This window comes from Nannocystis pusilla, assembly GCF_020073745.1.
GTDB lineage: Bacteria > Myxococcota_A > Polyangia > Nannocystales > Nannocystaceae > Nannocystis > Nannocystis radixulma.
This window is the reverse complement of record NZ_JAIRAU010000031.1, coordinates 78,561-96,752: the sequence shown is the minus strand read 5'-3', so window position 1 is coordinate 96,752 and position 18,192 is coordinate 78,561. Positions and strand designations below refer to the sequence as shown.

The 18,192-nt window shown below is 71.3% G+C and carries 13 protein-coding genes; 4 read left to right on the top strand and 9 right to left on the bottom strand.

The window, feature by feature from the left end:
• Window positions 1–37: 37 nt before the first annotated feature.
• A complete protein-coding gene (locus tag K7C98_RS24530) occupies window positions 38–805 on the bottom strand; it encodes a hypothetical protein (RefSeq protein WP_224194183.1) in 768 nt (255 codons plus the stop codon).
• Window positions 806–912: 107 nt separating this feature from the next.
• On the opposite strand from K7C98_RS24530, the gene K7C98_RS24525 reads away from it, so the two are divergent.
• Window positions 913–2,085 carry a hypothetical protein gene (locus tag K7C98_RS24525; protein WP_224194182.1) on the top strand — a complete coding sequence of 391 codons (1,173 nt, stop codon included), beginning with the start codon at window positions 913–915 and terminating at the stop codon, window positions 2,083–2,085.
• A gap of 116 nt (window positions 2,086–2,201) precedes the next feature.
• Here the strand turns inward: K7C98_RS24525 and K7C98_RS24520 are convergent, their stop codons facing one another.
• The 3 genes from K7C98_RS24520 to K7C98_RS24510 all read right to left on the bottom strand — a co-directional run bounded on the left by K7C98_RS24520 (window position 2,202) and on the right by K7C98_RS24510 (window position 4,250).
• Entirely contained in the window at window positions 2,202–2,741 is a 540-nt protein-coding gene (locus K7C98_RS24520) for a hypothetical protein (RefSeq protein ID WP_224194181.1), read from the bottom strand.
• 8 nt (window positions 2,742–2,749) lie between these two features.
• Complete coding sequence (locus K7C98_RS24515) at window positions 2,750–3,301, bottom strand: hypothetical protein (protein ID WP_224194180.1); 552 nt, start codon at window positions 3,299–3,301, stop codon at window positions 2,750–2,752.
• Window positions 3,302–3,707: 406 nt separating this feature from the next.
• Window positions 3,708–4,250, bottom strand: coding sequence for a GNAT family N-acetyltransferase (locus K7C98_RS24510; protein WP_224194179.1), 543 nt, complete (start codon window positions 4,248–4,250; stop codon window positions 3,708–3,710).
• Window positions 4,251–4,414: 164 nt separating this feature from the next.
• Here K7C98_RS24510 and K7C98_RS24505 point away from each other — a divergent pair, with 164 nt between their 5' ends.
• Window positions 4,415–5,584 (top strand): cytochrome P450, encoded by a 1,170-nt coding sequence (locus tag K7C98_RS24505; RefSeq protein ID WP_224194178.1) that lies wholly within the window; start codon window positions 4,415–4,417, stop codon window positions 5,582–5,584.
• A gap of 136 nt (window positions 5,585–5,720) precedes the next feature.
• On the opposite strand, the gene K7C98_RS24500 is transcribed toward K7C98_RS24505, so the two are convergent.
• The 4 genes from K7C98_RS24500 to K7C98_RS24485 all read right to left on the bottom strand — a co-directional run bounded on the left by K7C98_RS24500 (window position 5,721) and on the right by K7C98_RS24485 (window position 13,486).
• Window positions 5,721–6,803: an FAD-dependent monooxygenase gene (locus tag K7C98_RS24500; RefSeq protein ID WP_224194177.1), complete on the bottom strand. Its 1,083-nt coding sequence runs from the start codon at window positions 6,801–6,803 to the stop codon at window positions 5,721–5,723.
• Window positions 6,800–9,673 carry a LodA/GoxA family CTQ-dependent oxidase gene (locus tag K7C98_RS24495; RefSeq protein ID WP_224194176.1) on the bottom strand — a complete coding sequence of 958 codons (2,874 nt, stop codon included), beginning with the start codon at window positions 9,671–9,673 and terminating at the stop codon, window positions 6,800–6,802. Before K7C98_RS24495 ends, K7C98_RS24500 begins: the two co-directional genes overlap by 4 nt.
• A gap of 594 nt (window positions 9,674–10,267) precedes the next feature.
• Window positions 10,268–11,995 carry a ubiquinone-dependent pyruvate dehydrogenase gene (gene poxB / locus K7C98_RS24490; protein ID WP_224194175.1) on the bottom strand — a complete coding sequence of 576 codons (1,728 nt, stop codon included), beginning with the start codon at window positions 11,993–11,995 and terminating at the stop codon, window positions 10,268–10,270.
• Window positions 11,996–12,019: 24 nt separating this feature from the next.
• Window positions 12,020–13,486 carry a hypothetical protein gene (locus tag K7C98_RS24485; protein WP_276572697.1) on the bottom strand — a complete coding sequence of 489 codons (1,467 nt, stop codon included), beginning with the start codon at window positions 13,484–13,486 and terminating at the stop codon, window positions 12,020–12,022.
• Between the two features lie 483 nt (window positions 13,487–13,969).
• On the opposite strand from K7C98_RS24485, the gene K7C98_RS24480 reads away from it, so the two are divergent.
• Window positions 13,970–15,745 carry a DUF4215 domain-containing protein gene (locus K7C98_RS24480; protein WP_224194174.1) on the top strand — a complete coding sequence of 592 codons (1,776 nt, stop codon included), beginning with the start codon at window positions 13,970–13,972 and terminating at the stop codon, window positions 15,743–15,745.
• A gap of 61 nt (window positions 15,746–15,806) precedes the next feature.
• Window positions 15,807–16,058 carry a DUF1653 domain-containing protein gene (locus tag K7C98_RS24475; protein ID WP_224194173.1) on the top strand — a complete coding sequence of 84 codons (252 nt, stop codon included), beginning with the start codon at window positions 15,807–15,809 and terminating at the stop codon, window positions 16,056–16,058.
• A gap of 30 nt (window positions 16,059–16,088) precedes the next feature.
• Here K7C98_RS24475 and K7C98_RS24470 read toward each other — a convergent pair whose 3' ends face one another.
• Entirely contained in the window at window positions 16,089–18,032 is a 1,944-nt protein-coding gene (locus tag K7C98_RS24470) for an acetyl-CoA hydrolase/transferase C-terminal domain-containing protein (protein ID WP_224194172.1), read from the bottom strand.
• Between the last annotated feature and the right edge of the window lie 160 nt (window positions 18,033–18,192).

Here is an 18,192-nt window from a genome sequence, read left to right as displayed (position 1 = left end):
ATATGACCTGAAGGACAGTATCGCCGGGTCGGCGGGTTCACGGCATCGAGCAGTCGTAGAACGCGGTGAACTTGTCCTCGCAGCCGGCGACGATCGGGCGGCCGGACATGTCGCAGGTGAAGGTCGGCTGCTCGCCGGCGCAGGCCCGCAGCGCGGAGAACTCGGCCTTGCAGGCGCCGACCTTGCTCTCCTCGCAGCCGGTGACGCAGGCCGCCTTGTCGGGCGGGCCGCCCGGGCACATCGGCACGATCACGAAGTCGCAGATCGCGTCGCACTCGAGGCAGGGCGCGGGGAACACTTCGAAGTGCTCCCACAGGCCGCCCTGGCAGACCCAGGTGTTGCAGAACGAGCACTGGTCGGAGCAGTCGGTCGAGCACGACGCGCCCTCCGGGCTGCACGTCATGCCCTCCTCCGGGAAGTTCGGCGGGTCGCACGCCCCCTCGCCGCACTCGGGCGGGGGCACGTTCTCGAAATACGTCCACGCGCCCTCCTGGCACTTCGCGCCGACGAACTTCATGCACAGGTCGGTCTCGAACTGGCAGATTTCTCCCTCGACCGCGCACGCGGTGCCCTCGTCCGGCACCGCGTCCTCGCACGCCACGGGCTCGTCGCCGGTGGTCGGTCCGGTGGTCGGCGCGGTCGTGTTCGTGGCGGTCGTCGTGGTCGCGCCGCTCGTGGTGGTGACGTCGGTCGAGGTCGCTGGACCGCTCGCGGTCGAGGTGTCGGTGTCGGTGTCGCCGCCGCCGCCCGGACAGGCGGCCAGCGCGACGAGTGCAGTGGACAGCAAGGCGAAAGCGAAGCGCATGGGCTGGAAGATGCCCCAGCGGCGGAGCGGGCACCAGCCGCTGCAGTGCGGCGAGCGAAGTGCGCGGGCGCGCGACGGGGGCGGCGCGCGTCGTGTATCCTCCCGTGATGTCGCCGCGCCTCTCGCCCTCGCTCCTCCTCTCGCTCGTCGTCGCCTCGTGCGGGGGCGACCCGAACCCGGACGCCGGCGAGACCTCGACCGGGAGCACGGACGGACCCGCGACGACCGGCGCGAGCGAGCCGACCGGCAGCACGACGGACGCCCCGACCGGCACCACCGGCGAGGCGCACGTCGTGCCCGAGTTCGGCGCGAACTTCGTCGTCATCGGCACCGCCGAGGACGGCCTGAACGCGGTCCGCGACCTCGAGTTCAACCCGGCCGCGCCCGACCAGCTGTGGACGTTCAACATGCTGAGCCACGGCGTCGTGATCTACTTCGCGCCCGGCACCGCGCAGCAGACGTCGGAGGAGCGGATCGACGCCTACGGGCAGCACTTCATGGCCTACGTGTCGTCGGCCGCGTTCGGCGATCTGAACACGTTTGCGACCTGCCAGGAGTCGCGCAACGAGTGGAACGTCGGGCCGCAGGACCCCGACGACTTCATGGGGCCGGCGCTGTGGCCCGCCGACCTGGAGATCTTCGCCAAGGTCGGCCAGGAGTTCCCGCCCAACGGGCAGGAGGGCAGCCACCTCGACATGCTGCACCAGAGCCCGCTGTGCATGGGCATCGCCCACGAGGCCGGCAACGCGTTCTGGGCCTTCGACGGGATGGACGGCAACATCGTCCGCTACGACTTCCAGGCCGACCACGGGCCCGGCGGCAGCGACCACACCGACGGCATCATCACGCGCTACACCGACGTCACGGTGACGCGGAAGGGCAACATCCCCGGACACATGGAGCTCGATCACGCGACCGGGATGCTGTACATCGCCGACACCGGCGCCGGCCGGCTGCTGCGCCTCGACACCGCCACCGGCACGAACACCGGCACCATCCCGGGCGACTGGGACGGCGCGGAGTACACCGGCGTCGAAGGGGCCGACGTGCAGGTCCTCGCCGAGGGCCTCGACGAGCCCTCCGGCCTGGCGCTGCACGACGGACGGATCCTCGTCTCCGAGCACGGCACCGGCGACATCATCGCGTTCGACCTCGAGGGCAAGGAGATCGATCGCATGACCACGCCGGCCAAGCGCATCATGGGGATCACGATCGGGCCGGCCGGCGACCTGTGGTACGCGGACGCCGGCGCGAACGAGATCGTCCGCGTCGATCCGTGAGGCGTGGTCGCGCCGCCCCTCCTTGAGGCATGTCTCGCTCGTGCCCGCGCGGACGTGACAGGCGCCAGCCGTCGGCCGGCTGAGGCGCACATCAAACCCGGGTGATGTCTCTGGCGTCACTCGGGCAATTCGAGCCTTCTACGGCAGCGCCGCTCGACCGCGCCGAGCCAGATGGCATACACCATGATCATGCCGATGCCCCAAAACGGGCCCGCGGCAAATACGACAAGAGCGCCGAGTGACAGCTCCAGGGCGAACCGCACGGCTCCTCCGAGGGTCCCGAAATGGTGACGGAAGAAGGCCTGTTGAAACTCCTCGGTGGCACAGAAGCCGAGAGGTTGATCCGGGCGAACCTGAACCAGGGCCGCGGGCTGCGGGGGGGCGGGGGCGGGTAACCGGGGCGGTCGTCGCTGGATCCGTTCGCGCGTGAACCGCTCGATGATGCCGGCAAGAGGGAGCAGCAGCAGACCATACACCCATAGTTGCCACGCCGATAGACCGAACAAGCTGTCCAGGAGCATGAGTGGGATGAAGGCCAAAACCATCGCCCCGATACCCAGGGGGGTGCGAATCGCGACGCTCCAGAATTCTCGCGTCGGCCAGAAACCCAGGTGCTGGGCCGGGAAGGCCCGCTTCCCGTAGATCGAGAGTTCCATGGGCCCCTTCACTTCTTGTTCTGGGCCTTGTCACATTTGTTCTTCACATAGGCCCCGGCGGCGAGCGCAGTCGTGGCGCCGCAGGGACCACAGCCGGTCACTGTGATAATGCCGACCGTGGCGGCCGTAAAGGCTCCAGCGAGCCAACACTTCCATCGCTCCTCGTCCTCACTCGGGCCCCCGAGCTCAAGACCTTCATCCAACCAGACTTGCACGGTACTGGCGGCGATGCGGGCCACGTCCTTCGGGGATGAGGATGTCGGTGAGTGATCGAGCTCGCCAGCGAACTCCCAATCGACGAACCGGAGGTCGACGAACGGAACGCGATCGATGACCAGTGCAGCCGTACCGCTCCCGCTCGCATCGAGCGACAATGCAATGCTCACCGCGCCGACGTCCGGCAGGTCATAGTCGATCCGGCCGGCGATCCCGTCCGTGAAGTCGAATGAGGCTGCGAGGTTCCTGATGTCGCTTGGCAACGCCGCTGCTTCAGCGAAGGTAGCCTCGACCTGCTCGCACGCCAGCTTCGGGGCCGGCGAGGAGACGGAGAGGAGGAGCATGGTGTGCAGGAGCATCCTGGGATACCTGGATGAGGTTCGGAGAGCTGCAAGGTGTGACGCGCACTCTTCTCGATACCGTCGCCAGCGGTGATTTGGCGTGTCCAGGACGCTGGCGATGTCGCCGCCGATCTCGCCGCGCCTGGCCGCCAAGTGCGGCGACCTCGGCAGCGCGGTCGGCGAATCTAGCGAGCGAGCAGCCAGGCGAAGCGCGAGCAGTCGCGGTTGCCATGGCGGGCGTCTCGCCAACACGTCCAGCGCGGGCACGGTGAGCGTCGCGCCCGTACGGGCCGGCCCGGTGAGGGCGGTCCGACAACGTCGAGTAGAAGCTGAACTGAGCGCTACGGGTGTGGTTACCGCCCGGGTGAAGTCGCGCCGGCGAAGGCCGCGAGACCTGCAATTGCGCCGCTCAGGGCGCGCGCCATTCGTAGGTCTGCTCGCCGTGGTCGCTGCCGCAGAACGGCGGGTCGCTGTGGGCGATCAATCGGAAGCCGCATGCTTCGTACAATCGGCGGGCGGCGTCGAGGCCGGGCAGGGTGGTGAGGTAGACGCGGGCGTAGCCCTGGTCGCGGCAGAAGGCCATGGCGCGGGCGAGCATCTCGCGGCCGAGGCCGCGGCCGCGGGTGGCCTCGTCGAGGATGAAGAAGCGCAGGCGGGCGGCGTCGCGGCCGGCCTCGGGGCGCGGGCCGTCGATCGTCAGGGCGCCGTGCGGCACGCCGGCGATCATCGCCACCCACACGCGGTCGCGGGCCGGGTCGAAGCGGCGCAGGAACTCGGCCTGGCCCTCGGCGATGAAGACGTCGACCTGCCAGTCGGTGCCGTGGCTGGCGCCGATGATCCGCCCGAACAGGCCGGCGACGACGCCCAGCAGGCCCGGCGGGTAGTCGGCGAGCGAGCGCATCTCGAGGATCGTGGCCTGGTCCGTCGTGGGCTGTCCGGGGGTCGCCGGCATGTCCCGGACGATCGACCGCAGCGAGCCCGGCGGTCAAGCCGCAGTCGGGCCGCGATGTGCGCACTTCGAGCGAGCAGCGGCCCCAGAGTCGCCATGGCGCGGGCGCGGCGGGCGTTCGCGCGACGTGCGAGTGCCGCCGGGAGCGCGCCCTTCACCATGGCGGCATGGAACTCTTCGCCGACAGCGTCCGTCGCGACCCGTATCCGTTCTACGAGCACCTGCGATCGGAGTCGCCGGTGGTCCACGACTCGCGGACCGACGTGTGGATGTTGCTCGATCACGACAGCGTCCGCCGGGCCCTGAACGACCACGAGGTGTTCAGCTCGGCCGTGGTGGCGCCGCCGGCGATGACGTCGCAATGGCTGGTGTTCAACGATCAGCCGCGGCACACCCGGCTGCGCGCGCTGGTCACCCGCGGGTTCGCGCCGCGGGCGGTGGCGGCGATGGAGCCGCGGATCCGCGAGCTGGCGCGCGAGCTGCTGGCGGCGACGCGCGGGCGCGAGGCGTTCGACCTGGTCGACGAGTTCGCGGTGCCGCTGCCGCTGCGGGTCATCGCCGAGCTGTTCGGCGCGCCGGCCGAGGACCTGCCGCGCTACCGCCGGTGGAGCGACGTGATCATGGCGCTCGGGTGGTCGGTGGCCGGCGGCGAGGCGGCGGCGCGGGTGCACGCCGAGTTCGCGGCGGTGACCGACGAGATGCGCGAGTACCTGGCCGGGCTCACCGACTCGCGGCGGGTCGCCGGGCGCGACGATCTGCTGACGCGGCTGGTCGAGGCCGACGCTGACGGCGAGCTGCTCGGCGCCGACGAGCTGCTCGGCTTCTTTCAGCTGCTGCTGTCGGCGGGGCACGAGACGACGACCAACCTGATCGCCAACGCGGTGCTGTGCCTGCTCGAGCACCCGCACGAGCTGGCCCGCCTGCGCGCGACGCCGGAGCTGCTGGGCACGGCGATCGAGGAGGTGCTGCGCCACCGCTCGCCGGTCCAGGCGATGTTCCGCGTGACGCGCTCGCCGGTCGAGCTGCACGGGCGGACGATCCCCGAAGGTCGCATGGTGATGCCGATGATCGGCGCGGCGAACCGCGACCCGCGCAAGTTCGACGACCCGCACCACTTCGACATCACCCGCGACCCCAACCCCCACCTCGCGTTCGGCCACGGGATCCACTTCTGCGTCGGCGCGCCGCTGTCGCGCCTCGAGGCCCGCGTGGCCATGGGCGAGCTGCTGGCCCGCTTCGTCCGCATGGAGCGCGCCGACGACGAGCCGTGGCAGCCGCGCCGCGCCATCCACGTGCTCGGCCCGACCCACCTGCGCCTGCGCTGCACGGAAGGGTGAGGCGGGCGCGCCGCGGCGGGTTGCGGCCGCCCATGCCGTCATGGGCGTGCGCGCATGTTGTACAGGGCATGCTCATGGGAGCATGTCCTTTCATGCATGTCTGTATGGACATTCTCGAAAGAACATGTTCGTTCAGTCATGCAGCCCGCGCGTGGCGGCGGGCCCAGAACGGGCGGTCGGGCCAGCGTTGCTCGCGGCAGTAGGTGTCGTCGCGGTGGCGGACGTAGGCGGCGCGGACGCGGTCGAGCTGCTGGGCGTACTCGGCGAGGGCGTGGGGGGCGCCGTCGAGGTGGCGGCTCATCGCCTCGGCAGCGGCGAGGCCGGTGTAGAGGGCGTGGAACAGGCCCTGCGAGGCGAGGGGGTCGAAGGCGAGGGCGGCGTCGCCGACGGCGGCCCAGCCGGGGCCGGCGGGGGGCGCGAGGACGGTGCCGTGGGCCAGGGCCAGGCCGGCGGCCGGGGGCGCGCTGAAGCGGGCCCCGGCGAGCACGGGGGCGAGGCCGGGGACGTCGGCGGCGCGGGCGAGCAGGCGCACCGGGTCGCGGGCGTCGCGGGCGGCGGGCAGGTCGGCGTCGGTGTGAAAGGCGAGGACCTGGCGCTCGCCGGGCAGCGGGGCGGAATACCACCAGCCGTCGGGCTCGGCGACGAGGGTGGTCAGGCCGGGGCCGCCGCCCTCGCCGTGCAGCCAGCCGCAGACGAGCCGGTCGTCGCGGCTGCGCCCGCCGCCGAGGCGACGCGACAGCGGCGAGCAGCGGCCGCCGGCGTCGATCAGCGCGCGGGCGTGCAGGTGGAGGACGCCGCCGGGGCCGCGCAGGACGACGCGCCAGCCGGGGCCCGCGGGCGCGACGTGGTCGGCGGCGGCGTGGACGAGGCGAGCGCCGCGGGCCACGGCCTCGCACTGCAGCCAGGTCTCGAAGCGGGCGCGGTCGAGGTGCCAGCCGGGGCCGTCGGGGCCGCGCAGGAAGTCGAGCTCCTCGACCGCGTCGCTGCCCCAGCAGGAGGTGTTGCCGTACCACGGCGCGTGGCCCTCGCGCTCGAACGCGGCGAACAGGCCCATGTCGACGAGCAGCCGGCGCGCCGCGGGCAGCAGCGACTCGCCGACCCGGACCGCGCGCTCGCGCCGTTCGACCAGCAGGAGCCGGCGCCCGGGCGCGAGGTTCAGCGCGGCGACGGCCCCGGCCGGACCGCCGCCGACGACCACGACGTCGACCTCCGGGCTCATCGGCGCAGCCCGGTCGGGAAGCGATGGACCTTCTCGATCGCCAGCAGCTCCTGCTCGAGCGCCTCGACCTCCTGCGGGGTGGCCCCGGCCGTGGGTCGTTTGCTCTGCGGCACGGCGAGCAGCGGGGGCGGCAGATCCTCGACCTCGATCACCGCGGGGAACGGCGCGCCGTCGCTCGGGCCGGGGCGCGGCTCGACGATCCCGGGCGACTCGATGTGGCCGATGAAGTTGTTGATCGTGTCGGTGTACGAGCTCCTGTCGAAGGTGCGCGTCCACGAGGCCCGGTTGGCGAACGCGGCCAGGCGCTCGGCGAGCGGCTTGCTCGGGTCGACGACGATGTCGTAGTTGTCGCGCGTGAGCACCTGGTTGGGCACCCGCGCCGGCCAGAAGGTCGGCAGGTAGGGGTCGTACGACTTGAGGTAGCCGGAGCGGCAGCTGGCGGTGTCGGTCTGCCACGGCACGGCCATCCAGCGGGTGATCCCGCCGGGGAACTGCCCGGCCAGCGGCCCGTCGGGCAGGGTCAGCGTGTCGCCGATCAGGCTCGCGCCGTAGCTCGGCTCGACCTTGTGGGCGGCGTGCTTGAAGCGAAACGCGGACATGTACATCGAGGCATGTCGCACGGGCCAGGTCATCTCGCAGCCGGGGTGGAAGGCGTCGGCGAGGCAGTGGTCGAGGGCGGCGCGGTCGAGCGCGTCGCCCTGCCGGGCGACCGGGTAGTCCTCGAGGCGGGCCGGCGGCGGGGCGGTGTCGTAGTCCTCGTCGAAGTCGCCGGCGGCCCACTGCTGCAGCATGGCCAGCTGGGTGTCGGTGAGCGCCGCGTTCTGCCGCGGGGTCTCGGCGGGCGGGACGTTCATCGCGTCGCCGTACAGCCACGGCCACGGCTGGGCGGCCCAGGCGTCGCGGTCGAGGACGCGGAACTGGTTGGCGAGCACGTGCCGGGCCTCGCGCTGGGCCGGGTCGGCGACGGCGAGCCGGCGCAGCGTGGTCGGCTCGGTCAGGTCGAACTGGCCCTTGTAGCCGAACGCGGCGGCGAAGCCGGCGTTGACCCACTGCAGGCCGGACAGGCGCTCGAAGATCGGGCGGATGTCGTGGTTGAACGAGGGCCGCGCGGGCCGGGGCAGCATGCCGTTCTGGATCGCCAGGTCGCGCATCAGATCCCACATCGTCCGCACGCTCTTGCGCATCGGCGCGTAGTCGGGCGGCGCGACGATCACCCACGCCGGCTTGACCGCGAGGGCGCGGCCGTCGAGCTCGACCTCGGCGGTGACCGGGCCGTCGGCGGTGTCGTCGTGCCAGCCGTCGTTGTTGCCGAAAGTGACGGCGCGGCTGCCGTCGAACGAGGCCGAGTGGCCGCGCCCGCCGAGGACGACGAGGCGCCCCTTGTCGTCGGTGCGCAGCTCGCCGAGGTAGACGCGCGCGCCCATGAAGGTGCCGGTGTCGAACGCGACGCCCGGCCGGTCGACGCCGGAGACGCTGCGCGGCCCGGGGTCGATGACGAGCTGCTTGCGATCGCCGACGCCGGCGTTGCGCAGCAGGGTCGGCGGCGCAGAGGCGGCCTCGGGGATGTCGAGGGCGAGCTGGAACTCGTACCAGGCCGCCTTCTTGTTGGCGAGGTGGACGGTCCACTTGACCTGCGCGTCGGTCAGCTCGCGCACGATCTTGCCGGTGGCGTCGACGCCGTAGACGCGGAACCGGGCGGCCTGGCGGGCGAGACGGCCCTGGTCGTCGCGGCGGCTGCCGGGCTCGGGGGCCGGCGGGTCGGGCACCTCGGGGCCGTAGAACCACTTGTCGGGGCTGTTGCCGACGCGGGCGACGCCGATCGCGGGGTGGATCACCGCGCCGACGATGCACGAGTCGGCGGGCGCGGGCGCGGCCGGAGGAAACGGCCGCTTGACCCGCGGCTCCTCGTCGGCGACGCCGTTGGCGGTGTGACGCGTGGTCGCGCTGGCGGCGTAGACCCGCCTGCGCACCTCGGCGATGCTGCCGACCGGCTCGTGCTCGGCGAGCGCGTGCCAGATGTTGAAGGCGAGGTTCTCGCCGTAGCTGCTCTGCCCGGCGGCGTCGATGTCCTGCTGCGGGATCTCGAGCGTGGCGACCACGATCGGCTCGCTGTTCCACGGCACGGTCGCCGCGTCGAGCGGCATGTTGGCCGGATCGGTGCGCCGCTGGACGCAGAACTCGAAGGTGTAGCCGCCGTCGCGCAGGCGCGTGCGCAGGTCGGTGGCCAGGTAATCGGGGTCGTCGTCGGGGACGTTCGCGGGCAGGGTGGTCGGGCGCAGGAGGTACTTGACGTAATCGCTGCTGCCGAGGCGGAACGGCAGGGCGCTCCAATAATTCGTGGTGAGGACGCTGCCCTCGACCTTGGCCATGTCCTTGAGGATCTGGTCGGTGCGCGGGTGGGCGTCGAGGTACGGTTGATAATCGCCGGCGACCACGCCGGCGTAGGTGAACTCGCACATGTCCTTCGCGGTGTCGACGAAGAACACGTCGTGGTTCTGCAGCAGGAAGTCGTGGGTCTCGCCGTCGCCGAGCAGCTTGCGCCCGGGCACCCCGAACAGCTTGATGCCGACGCCGATGGTGCTGGTCAGGTCGCTGCTGGTGGGGGCGGTGTCGCTCGAGAAGCGGACCCAGGCGTCGTACGCCGAGCCGGCGAATACGCCGACGGCGAGGTCGGGCGGCAGGCCCGGCTTGACGACGAAGCGGGCGCCGACCACCCCGTGCAGCTTGCGGAACACCGGCCGCATCGCCGGCGACTGGCCGAGCGCGATGCGCCGCTTCTGCACGATCTCGACGAACATCTGCTCCAAGCGCCCGCCGGGCTCGGCGGCGCAATCGAAGCAGGAGGGAAGGTCGCGGGATTTGTCTTTCATCGCAGGGTCCTCGGGGCTCGCCAGACAAAACACGCCCACGGCCCCGGCAGGAGCGCCGGCGCCTATGGTGCGAGAGGGGCGCACCATACAATTCCCGGAGCAAACCATCAACCGAGCCGGTCCGGAGGGCACGCGATCGAGCATTGCGGGGAGGAACACGATCCGTCGGCGCGCTCGCGCCATTGCAGCGAGTCGCGAATGGGCCTTCGCGCCGATCGCGGATACGGGGGCAGGTGGCCTCGCGCCGCTTTTCGAGGTGAGTTCAACGCCGTTCGGCCCGACGGCCCCCAGAGGCGCGTACGCAGCGAACGGGCTCACCGGCGAGCTCGGCGGTGCGCGGGCGGTCGGCGGCGAGCGCAGGTCTGTGCGATCCTCTGCGGCTCGCCGGGGAACGAATGGGGTGGCAGGGGTCAGCCCGGCCGCGACGGAATCGTGGCAGGACAGCGGTTATCGTCGGGCTCGCTGCGCATTCGCCGGATCGATCTCGAGGCCGATCGAAGCCGGGTGGCCTGCTCAACTCCGCGCGCTCCGACGAGATCGGGCGCGCTCCTGTGCGTGGCCGCGAGGCGCTGGCGAAGCGGCTGTGCGAGGGGATCAGCGCAGCAGGTTGGTCTTCGCCAGATCGACGACCTGATCGACGCGCCCGTTGAGGACGGCCTTGAGCATGAAGAGGCTGAAGCCGAGCACCTGATCGGCCGCGAGGGACGGCGGCATCGCCAGCTCCTGGCGGGCGACGACGACGTCGAGCAGCGCGGACCCGTCGTGCGCGAGGGCCCGGTCGAGGGCAGGCCGCACCTGCTCCGGCGCCTCGACCCTGAGACCGAGGATGCCGGCCGCCTCGGCCAGCCTCGCAAAGTCAGGATTGTGCAGCTCGGTGGCGAAGTCGAGGATGCCGGCGGCTTTCATCTCGAGCTCGACGAACCCGAAGGCGCCGTTGTTGAAGATCACCAGCTTCACCGGCAAATTCAATTGCCGCAGCGTCAGGAGGTCGCCCAGGAGCATGGCGAGTCCGCCGTCGCCGGAGAGCGTGATGACTTGCCGATCCCGATGCGCGAGCTGGGCGCCGATGGCCTGCGGCAAGGCGCTGGCCATCGACCCGTGGTTGAACGAGCCCAGCAGTCGCCGCCGCCCGTTCATCTGCAGGTAGCGCGCGGCCCAGATCGTCGGCGTGCCGACGTCGCAGGTGAAGATGGCGTCCCCGGCGGCGACCTCGCTCACCATCTTCGTCACGTATTGCGGGTGGATCGGCCTTCGCCCGGGCTCACCGACCGCGAGGTCGTCGAGCTCGCGGCGCGCCTTCCGGTAGTGCTCGAGGCAGCGGTCCAGGTGGTCGCTGTCGGTCTTCGGCTCGAGCGCGGGCAGCAAGGCGGCGAGGCTGGTCTTGACGTCGCCGACGACCCCCAGGTCGACCCGGGTTCGCCGGCCGAGCTGTTCGCCGCAGATGTCCAATTGAACAATGGTGGCGTCGCGCGGGTAGAACTGCTGGTAGGGGAAATCGGTCCCGAGCATCAGCAGGGTGTCGCACTGCATCATGGCGTGGTACCCCGACGAGAACCCGAGCAGGCCCGTCATCCCGACGTCATGCGGATTGTCGTGCTCGATGAATTCCTTGCCGCGGAGGGCGTGGACGACCGGCGCCTTGAGGACCTGGGCGGTCCGCACCAGCTCGGCGTGGGCCCCTGCGCAGCCCGCACCGCCGAGGATCGTGATCTTCTTGGCCTTCTTCAGGACCGCCGCCAATTCCGCGAGCTCCGCGTCGGAGGGGCGAATGCTCGGCTCGGGGGCGCGCCGGCGCGGCCGGGGCGGATCGTGCACCGCGGGCCGCAGGGCGACGTTCCCGGGCAACACCACGACGGCGACGCCGCGGCGGGAGAGGGCGGTCTGCACGGCGATCTCGAGCAGCCGCGGCATCTGCTCCGGCTCGGACACGAGCTCGCAATAATGGCTGCACTCGCGGAACAGCCGCTCCGGGTGGGTCTCCTGGAAGTAGCCGCTCCCGAGCTCCTCGCTGGCGATCTGAGCGGCGATCGCCAGCACCGGCACGCGACTGCGGTGGCAGTCGTACAGCCCGTTGATGAGGTGCAGGTTGCCCGGGCCGCAGCTGCCCGCGCACACGGCGAGCCGCCCGGTCAGGTGGGCCTCGGCGCCGGCGGCGAAGGCGGCGGTCTCCTCGTGTCGCACGGGGATCCACGCGATGTCGTCTCGCGGCCGGATCGCGTCCGTGATCCCGTTGAGGGAGTCGCCGGCCAGGCCGAAGATCCGGGTGACGCCCGCCGCGACGAGCGTGTCGACGAGCAGCTGCGCAACGGTTCGTGTCGCCATGATCGCTGGATCTCCGGGCCTGCCTCACAGGCAGCGCATGAAGGCCGTCAGGTCGGCCTTCTCCTCGTCGGTGAGCCGCAGCGCGAGCACGAGGTTGAAGAACTCGACGGTGTCCTCGAGGGTCAAGAGCCGGCCGTCGTGGTGATAGGGCGGGCTGTCCTTGATCCCGCGCAGGGTGAAGGTCTTGATCGGCCCGTCGGCGATGTTGTACTGGTCGCTGATCGTCTCCGGGGTATAGAACCGCTCGAGGTGCAGGTCGTGCATCTCGTTGTCGAGGAAGAACGGGGGCGGATGGCACTGCGCGCACTTGCCCTTCCCGTGAAACACCTTCTCGCCGCGCAGCTCGGACTCCGTCGCCTTGGCCGGGATCAGCCGGCCCAGCTCGTCCAGCTTCGGCGCGGGCGGGAAGTCGAGGATGTTCTGCATCTGGGCCATCATCACCACCTGGCTCGCACGATCGGGCAGGTTCACCCCCTTCTTCGCGGCGATCACGTGGTCGCCGTCGAAGTAGGCGGTCCGCTGCTCGAACTCGGTGAAGTCCTCGATCGAGCGCAGCGACCGCTTGGAGCCGTGGATCTGCTGGTTGAACACCCCGCGCAGCGAGGTCGTGTCGAGGCGGAACCGGGCCGCCTGCGGGCGCGTGTCGGGGTTCTCGTGGAACGCGGCGTTGGTGTGGCCGTTTTGATGGCAGTCGAGGCAGGACACGCCCAGGCTGGCGTCGGCGCTGCGGCGGTCCTCGGTCTGGTTGAATTGCTGCTGCGGAAACGGGGTCAGCAGCAGCCGGAGGCCCTCCATCTGCACCGGCGTGATGATGCCGTGGAAGATCTCGTAGTAGTTCTTGATCGTCACCAGCTTGCCCTGCGACACGTCGCCGAGGTCGGGCCGGGTGGTCAAGAAGATCGGCGGCGGGAACTCGGGCGTGAGGTGGTCCGGCAGGTCGAACTCGACGTCGAATCGCTGGAGGTCGCGGCTCTCGGCCTCGAGGATCGCGTCGATGTGGTTGGCCGGGAACACCTGGCCCCCGGCCAGGTGCTTGACGTGCGGCAGGGGGCGAAACCCCATCGGAAACAGGTTCTGGGCCCGGATCTGCTCCGGCGTGAGGTCCGCCAGCGTGGTCCAGGCGTTCGCCTGCTCCGGCAGCCGCACGCGCACGCCCTGCTGAACGGCCTTTCGCCCGCCCGACATCATCACCTCGGAGGGGCGATCGCCCATGTCGTAGCGGGCCGCGAGCAGCTCCCTCTGACGATTGAGGACGCGCGGCTTGTCGGCCTCCTCCCGCTGCTTGAGGGTGGCGAAGGTCTCGCCGATCACCACGGGCATGTACGTCTGACCGCGGGGCTCCGCGGACATGTTGGCCGCCGATGGCCCTTGCGGGGGCTCGGCCTCGACCGCCAATGTCTTGCCCTCGGCCCGGGGTACGTCCGCTCGCTCGCCCCGCTCGGCGGCTCCCTCTCTGGCCGTGCAGGCGGCCAGCAGTGCGAGCGAAGACATGGCTCCGATCCGCTTGTTTGCTCCCATGACGAGAATCTCCTTCTCTCCGCGGCAGGGCTCGCCCATACCGAGCCGGGCCTCCGCTCCGGTTAATGATGCAGATATGGGCTCGTGCCACGCTGCGAAGCCACCGGACGGGCGAGCCGCGATTCGAAGGGTCCGCGTGCGGGCCTGGATGGCCCGAGACTGGTGCCGACAATTCGCGACGGGCTGTGCCTGTGTCGACACGCCGTCGGCTCGACGGGCGGGAGCGACGCGGAGATCGCCCGGGCCCGTAGCGGCAAGCGCCGGTCGCCTGCGAGGGCTCGACGGATCCGGGCGCGGGCGAAGGCATGAGGATCGCTCGGCGTGCGCCACGACGGCCTCGACGGTCGTGTGTCGCCGGCGACCCGGGGTGAGGCACGCGCGGAGGAGCGCGCCCCGCGGCGGTGATTCGCGCGCCTGCGGGCTTGATCGGCCGTCGCGGATGAGAAATCGTGGCGTATGACTTACGCCTCGCCTGTTCGTCCCGATCTCGTCCACGCGTGCGCCGGCGTCGGTGCGGTGCTGCTCCTCGCCTGCGGCGGTGCGGGCGGCGGCACGGCCTCGGGCGGGATGTCCGACTCGGTGGCGAGCGAGAGCGACAGCGAGAGCGAGACCTCGCCGAACCAGCCGACCGGGACGACCGTCAGCGGCAGCGAGAGCGACGGGCAGACGGGCACCGACACCGCGTCGCCGACCTCCGCGAGCACCGAGGGCAGCGACTCGATGTCCGACCCATCGAGCGGCACGACGGCGGTCGGGGTGACCGAGGGGACGGGCGAGTGCGGCAACGCGGCGCTGGAGCCCGGCGAGCAGTGCGACGACGGCAACACGCTGGACGGCGACGGCTGCGAGTCGAACTGCCTGCTGCCGCACACCTGTGGCGACGGCAAGCTCGAGGTCGGCGAGGCGTGCGACGACGGCAACACGATGAACGGCGACACGTGCAGCGCCGACTGTCAGGTGGTGACGCCGCCGCAGGACTGCGGCAACGGCTCGGTCGAGCTGCCGGAGCTGTGCGACGACGGCAACCAGGCCGGCGGCGACGGCTGCGAGGCCGATTGCACGTTCACGCCGCCCGAGTGCGGCAACGGGAAGATCGAGGCCGGCGAGGCGTGCGATGACGGCAACGACGTCGACGGCGGCGACTTCGACTTCTGCAACAACGACTGCACGAAGTCGCAGCCGGGGTTCTGCGGCGCGCCGGAGAATTACGTGGTGTGCGACGACGCGATCGACCTCGGCGACAAGTCGGACCCGCGCGACGCGTTGCGGGCGATCGGGGTGTGCGACCTGGGGGCCGACGACTCGATCGTCGTCACCGCGTTCGAGTTCGACCCGGCGGCCCAGCCCGACACCTGGCAGGTGGCGCGCGGGTTCGGCAGCTACGTCGCCGACCTCGACGGCGATCCGAACACGCCGCCGCAGCGGCTGTACGCGCCGCGCGAGGGCGAGGCGTTCCTGATGCTGTCGACCGGGCGGATCGCGGCGCCGGACGCGGAGGGCGTGGTGCTCGAGGACACCAACTCGCAGGTGGGGCACACGGGCAACGGCAACTCCGGCGACGACGCGCTGCCGCCCCCGTTCAGGGCCGAGGACGGCAGCAACGGCGGGATGGGCGGGACCCCGTTCACCGGGTGCGACAACGTCGAGCCGGGCGGCGACCGCGACTGCTCCGACACGCTGCAGGCGCAGTGGCAGAAGACCAACGGCAAGGTCAACGACCGCATCTACTTCACGTTCGACACGGTGGTGCCCGCGGCCACGCACGGGTTCACGTTCGACTTCGTGTTCTGCTCGTCGGAGTGGCCCGGTTCGGTCGGCACCGTGTTCAACGACATGTTCTTCGTCTACCAGGTCGACCCGACGCCCGACGATCCGAACGCCAACCCGCCCGTCGACGCCTACAGCGGCAACGTCGCCTTCATCCCCGACCCGGACGACCCGACGAAGGGGCTGCCGGTGACGATCACCGCGCTCGACAGCTACTTCGACGGCCCGGGCTACACGAAGGCCGAGCCGCAGCTGTGGGGCACCGGCTTCGAGACCCACGCGTGCTCGGACTGGTTCACCGCCCGCGGCGGGGTCCAGCCCGGCGCGGCGATCACGGTGGGCTTCTTCCTCGCCGACATGTCCGACGCGAACTTCGCCACGGTGGCGCTGATCGACGCGTTCCGCTGGGACTGCGAGGGCTGCGTGCCGAGCGAGGCCGACGACTGCGGGATCAAGCCGCAGTAGGCGAGCGCGAGGGGCTTGACATTGTCCTTGTGCGACAGGACCCTTTCCAGGGGATTGATTCATGCGGATCCAGCCTGGCATCTATCGCCATTACAAGGGACCCGAGTACCGGGTCTTCGGGGTCGCCCGGCACTCCGAGACCGAGGAGCAGGTGGTCGTCTACCAGGCGCTCTACGGCGAATACGGCCTGTGGATCCGGCCCCTGTCGATGTTCGTGGAGTCGGTCGAGGTCGACGGCGAGACGGTCCCGCGCTTCGCTCTGGTCCGGGTCGAGGACGACCTGTTCAGGCCGCCGGGCGAGGCTGCCGTCTGAGCCGCCGCGCTTGCTCTGCGGTCCGAGTCGTCACTCGCTCGCCGTCATGCGCAGGGCGAGCGTCAGCAGCCGCGCCTGCAACCATTCACCCGCGCCGCGGGGACGATCGAGCTGCATGCGCTGCAGGGCCTCGCGGTCGTCGCTGAGGCCGGCCCTGGTGGCGCGCAGCAGCAGGCGCAGCTTCGCGTCGCCGTGTTGCTTGAGCCAGGCGAGCGCTCTGGCCAGGCGCGCCTCGACCTCGGTGAAGTCACAGCCGAGCGGATAGTCGGGCAGCACGCCGGCGGCCCGGTGCGGGGCCAGCTGCTCGCGCAGGCGCCCGGGCGTGCACTCGGCCCAGCGCGCCGGCGGGCGGAAGCTCGGCCGCAGCTTGCCGTTCTTCACCGCGGTGGCGAGCAGCTCGTCGTGGAAGCGGGCGTCGGCGATCGCCGTCATGGCGACGACGCAGTCCTCGTCGGTGCGGCCGCGCAGGTCGGCGAGCCCGTACTCGCTGACGTAGACGTCGCGCAGGTGGCGAGGGATCGTGGTGTGGCCGTAGCTCCAGACGATGTTGGAGGTGGTGCGCCCGCCGCCGCGACGGGTGGCGCGCAGCATGAGGATCGAGCGCGCGTCCTGCAGGGCGTGGGCCATGGCGACGAAGTTGTACTGACCGCCGACGCCGGACACGACGCGGCCGCTGTCGAGGCCGTCGGACGTGGCGGCGCCGAGGGCGGTCGCCAGCATGCAGGTGTTGAAGAAGCAGGCGTCGCGCCGCTGCAGCCGCCTGAGCGCCGCGTCGTCGCCGTCGAGGTCGTTGACCTCGCTGACGCGCTTCATGCCGATCGCGCGCGCCAGGGCGGGCGGGAGCTCGCGCAGCCACGCGTAGAGCTCGGGCGAGCCGAGGTAGAAGGCGCCGTGGAGGAGCTGGCCGTCGCGCTCGAGGCGGGCGAGGTCGTCGTCGTCGGCGCGGCCGTCGGCGAGGCGGCGCATCAACGCGAGGTCGTCGACGACCTTGCGCCGGAGGACGCCGACCTGCACGAGGCGGCGGAAGCCCTCGTTGATCATCTCGCTGCAGCCGTACAGGCCGGCGCTGAATGGTGCCAGCGCCGGATCGGCGGCGCGCGGCGAATGCAAGGAGTGCAGGACGCGGCGATAGGCGGCGTTGTCGGTGTGGCGCAGGACGAGCGCGTGGCACAGCGCGTCGGCCAGCGTGCCGATGCCGATCTGCAGGGTGCCGCCGTCGCGCACGAGGGTGCTGGCGTGAAAGCCGATGGCGTAGTCGACGTCGCCGACGGGCTCGCGCGGGAGCCCGAACAGCGGCGGATAGGGGCCGGGCGGGGTGACGACGACGTCGAACCACTCGACCGGCACGACGGCGCTGCCGCCGAGCCACGGCAGCTGCGGATCGATCTCGGCGATCAGCAGCGGCCGCGCCCGGCCGCGCGCGAGCACGGCGTCGACGGTGTCGAGGGTCAGGTCGGTGTTGCACGACAGCGACAATTGCGTCGGCGTGGCGGCGTCGTCGGGCGGGCGGGCGACCTTCTGCACGATGGCGTTGACGCCGCGATCGGTCAGGGCGCGGGCGACGTGGGTGTAATTGAGGCTGGCGTAGCGCCGCTGCGCCGCCGACGAGCGCAGCAGGGCGCCCGATTGCAGGTAGAACTCCTCGACCTCGACGTGCGAGGGCAAGGCGTCGCGCCGCAGGGCCTCCACGTAGGCGAGGCGCGGGAAGTCGGGGCCGAAGTGACGCCGCACGAACGGGCCGAGGAAGCGCGCCTGCAGGCCCTCGCCGGGGTCGGGCGGGTCGAGCGAGAGCGCGGTGTAGAGGTGCAGCGGGCGCGAGGGATCGCCGGCGATCCGCGCGTAGAGGGCGTTGAGCAGGCGGTGCGGCTTGCCGAGGCCGAGCGGGGCGCCGACGTGGAGGGGGCCGCTGACGCGCGTCAGGAGGGCCTCGACGGCGTCGTCGAGCGAGGCGAGGAAGGTCGGCGCGGGGCGCATGCGCACAGCGTAGCGCCGTCGTCGAGGGGCGCCGCCGTCGGCCGCGCGCTTCCTCCGCGGAGCGCTCGCGGCGCATTGCATGTCCCTTCGGACATGTCCTCAATTTCAGCCGCGGCCTCCGGGGCGGCTCCCCGGCAGGGGGCAAGGAGCGGCTGCGGGT

What these genes read in the sequence shown, in the direction of transcription:
- K7C98_RS24530 (WP_224194183.1), bottom strand. Translation starts at nt 805, where the DNA reads ATGCGCTTCGCTTTCGCCTTGCTGTCCACTGCACTCGTCGCGCTGGCC.
- K7C98_RS24525 (WP_224194182.1), top strand. Translation starts at nt 913, where the DNA reads ATGTCGCCGCGCCTCTCGCCCTCGCTCCTCCTCTCGCTCGTCGTCGCC.
- K7C98_RS24520 (WP_224194181.1), bottom strand. Translation starts at nt 2,741, where the DNA reads ATGGAACTCTCGATCTACGGGAAGCGGGCCTTCCCGGCCCAGCACCTG.
- K7C98_RS24515 (WP_224194180.1), bottom strand. Translation starts at nt 3,301, where the DNA reads ATGCTCCTCCTCTCCGTCTCCTCGCCGGCCCCGAAGCTGGCGTGCGAG.
- K7C98_RS24510 (WP_224194179.1), bottom strand. Translation starts at nt 4,250, where the DNA reads ATGCCGGCGACCCCCGGACAGCCCACGACGGACCAGGCCACGATCCTC.
- K7C98_RS24505 (WP_224194178.1), top strand. Translation starts at nt 4,415, where the DNA reads ATGGAACTCTTCGCCGACAGCGTCCGTCGCGACCCGTATCCGTTCTAC.
- K7C98_RS24500 (WP_224194177.1), bottom strand. Translation starts at nt 6,803, where the DNA reads ATGAGCCCGGAGGTCGACGTCGTGGTCGTCGGCGGCGGTCCGGCCGGG.
- K7C98_RS24495 (WP_224194176.1), bottom strand. Translation starts at nt 9,673, where the DNA reads ATGAAAGACAAATCCCGCGACCTTCCCTCCTGCTTCGATTGCGCCGCC.
- poxB (WP_224194175.1), bottom strand. Translation starts at nt 11,995, where the DNA reads ATGGCGACACGAACCGTTGCGCAGCTGCTCGTCGACACGCTCGTCGCG.
- K7C98_RS24485 (WP_276572697.1), bottom strand. Translation starts at nt 13,486, where the DNA reads ATGTCTTCGCTCGCACTGCTGGCCGCCTGCACGGCCAGAGAGGGAGCC.
- K7C98_RS24480 (WP_224194174.1), top strand. Translation starts at nt 13,970, where the DNA reads ATGACTTACGCCTCGCCTGTTCGTCCCGATCTCGTCCACGCGTGCGCC.
- K7C98_RS24475 (WP_224194173.1), top strand. Translation starts at nt 15,807, where the DNA reads ATGCGGATCCAGCCTGGCATCTATCGCCATTACAAGGGACCCGAGTAC.
- K7C98_RS24470 (WP_224194172.1), bottom strand. Translation starts at nt 18,032, where the DNA reads ATGCGCCCCGCGCCGACCTTCCTCGCCTCGCTCGACGACGCCGTCGAG.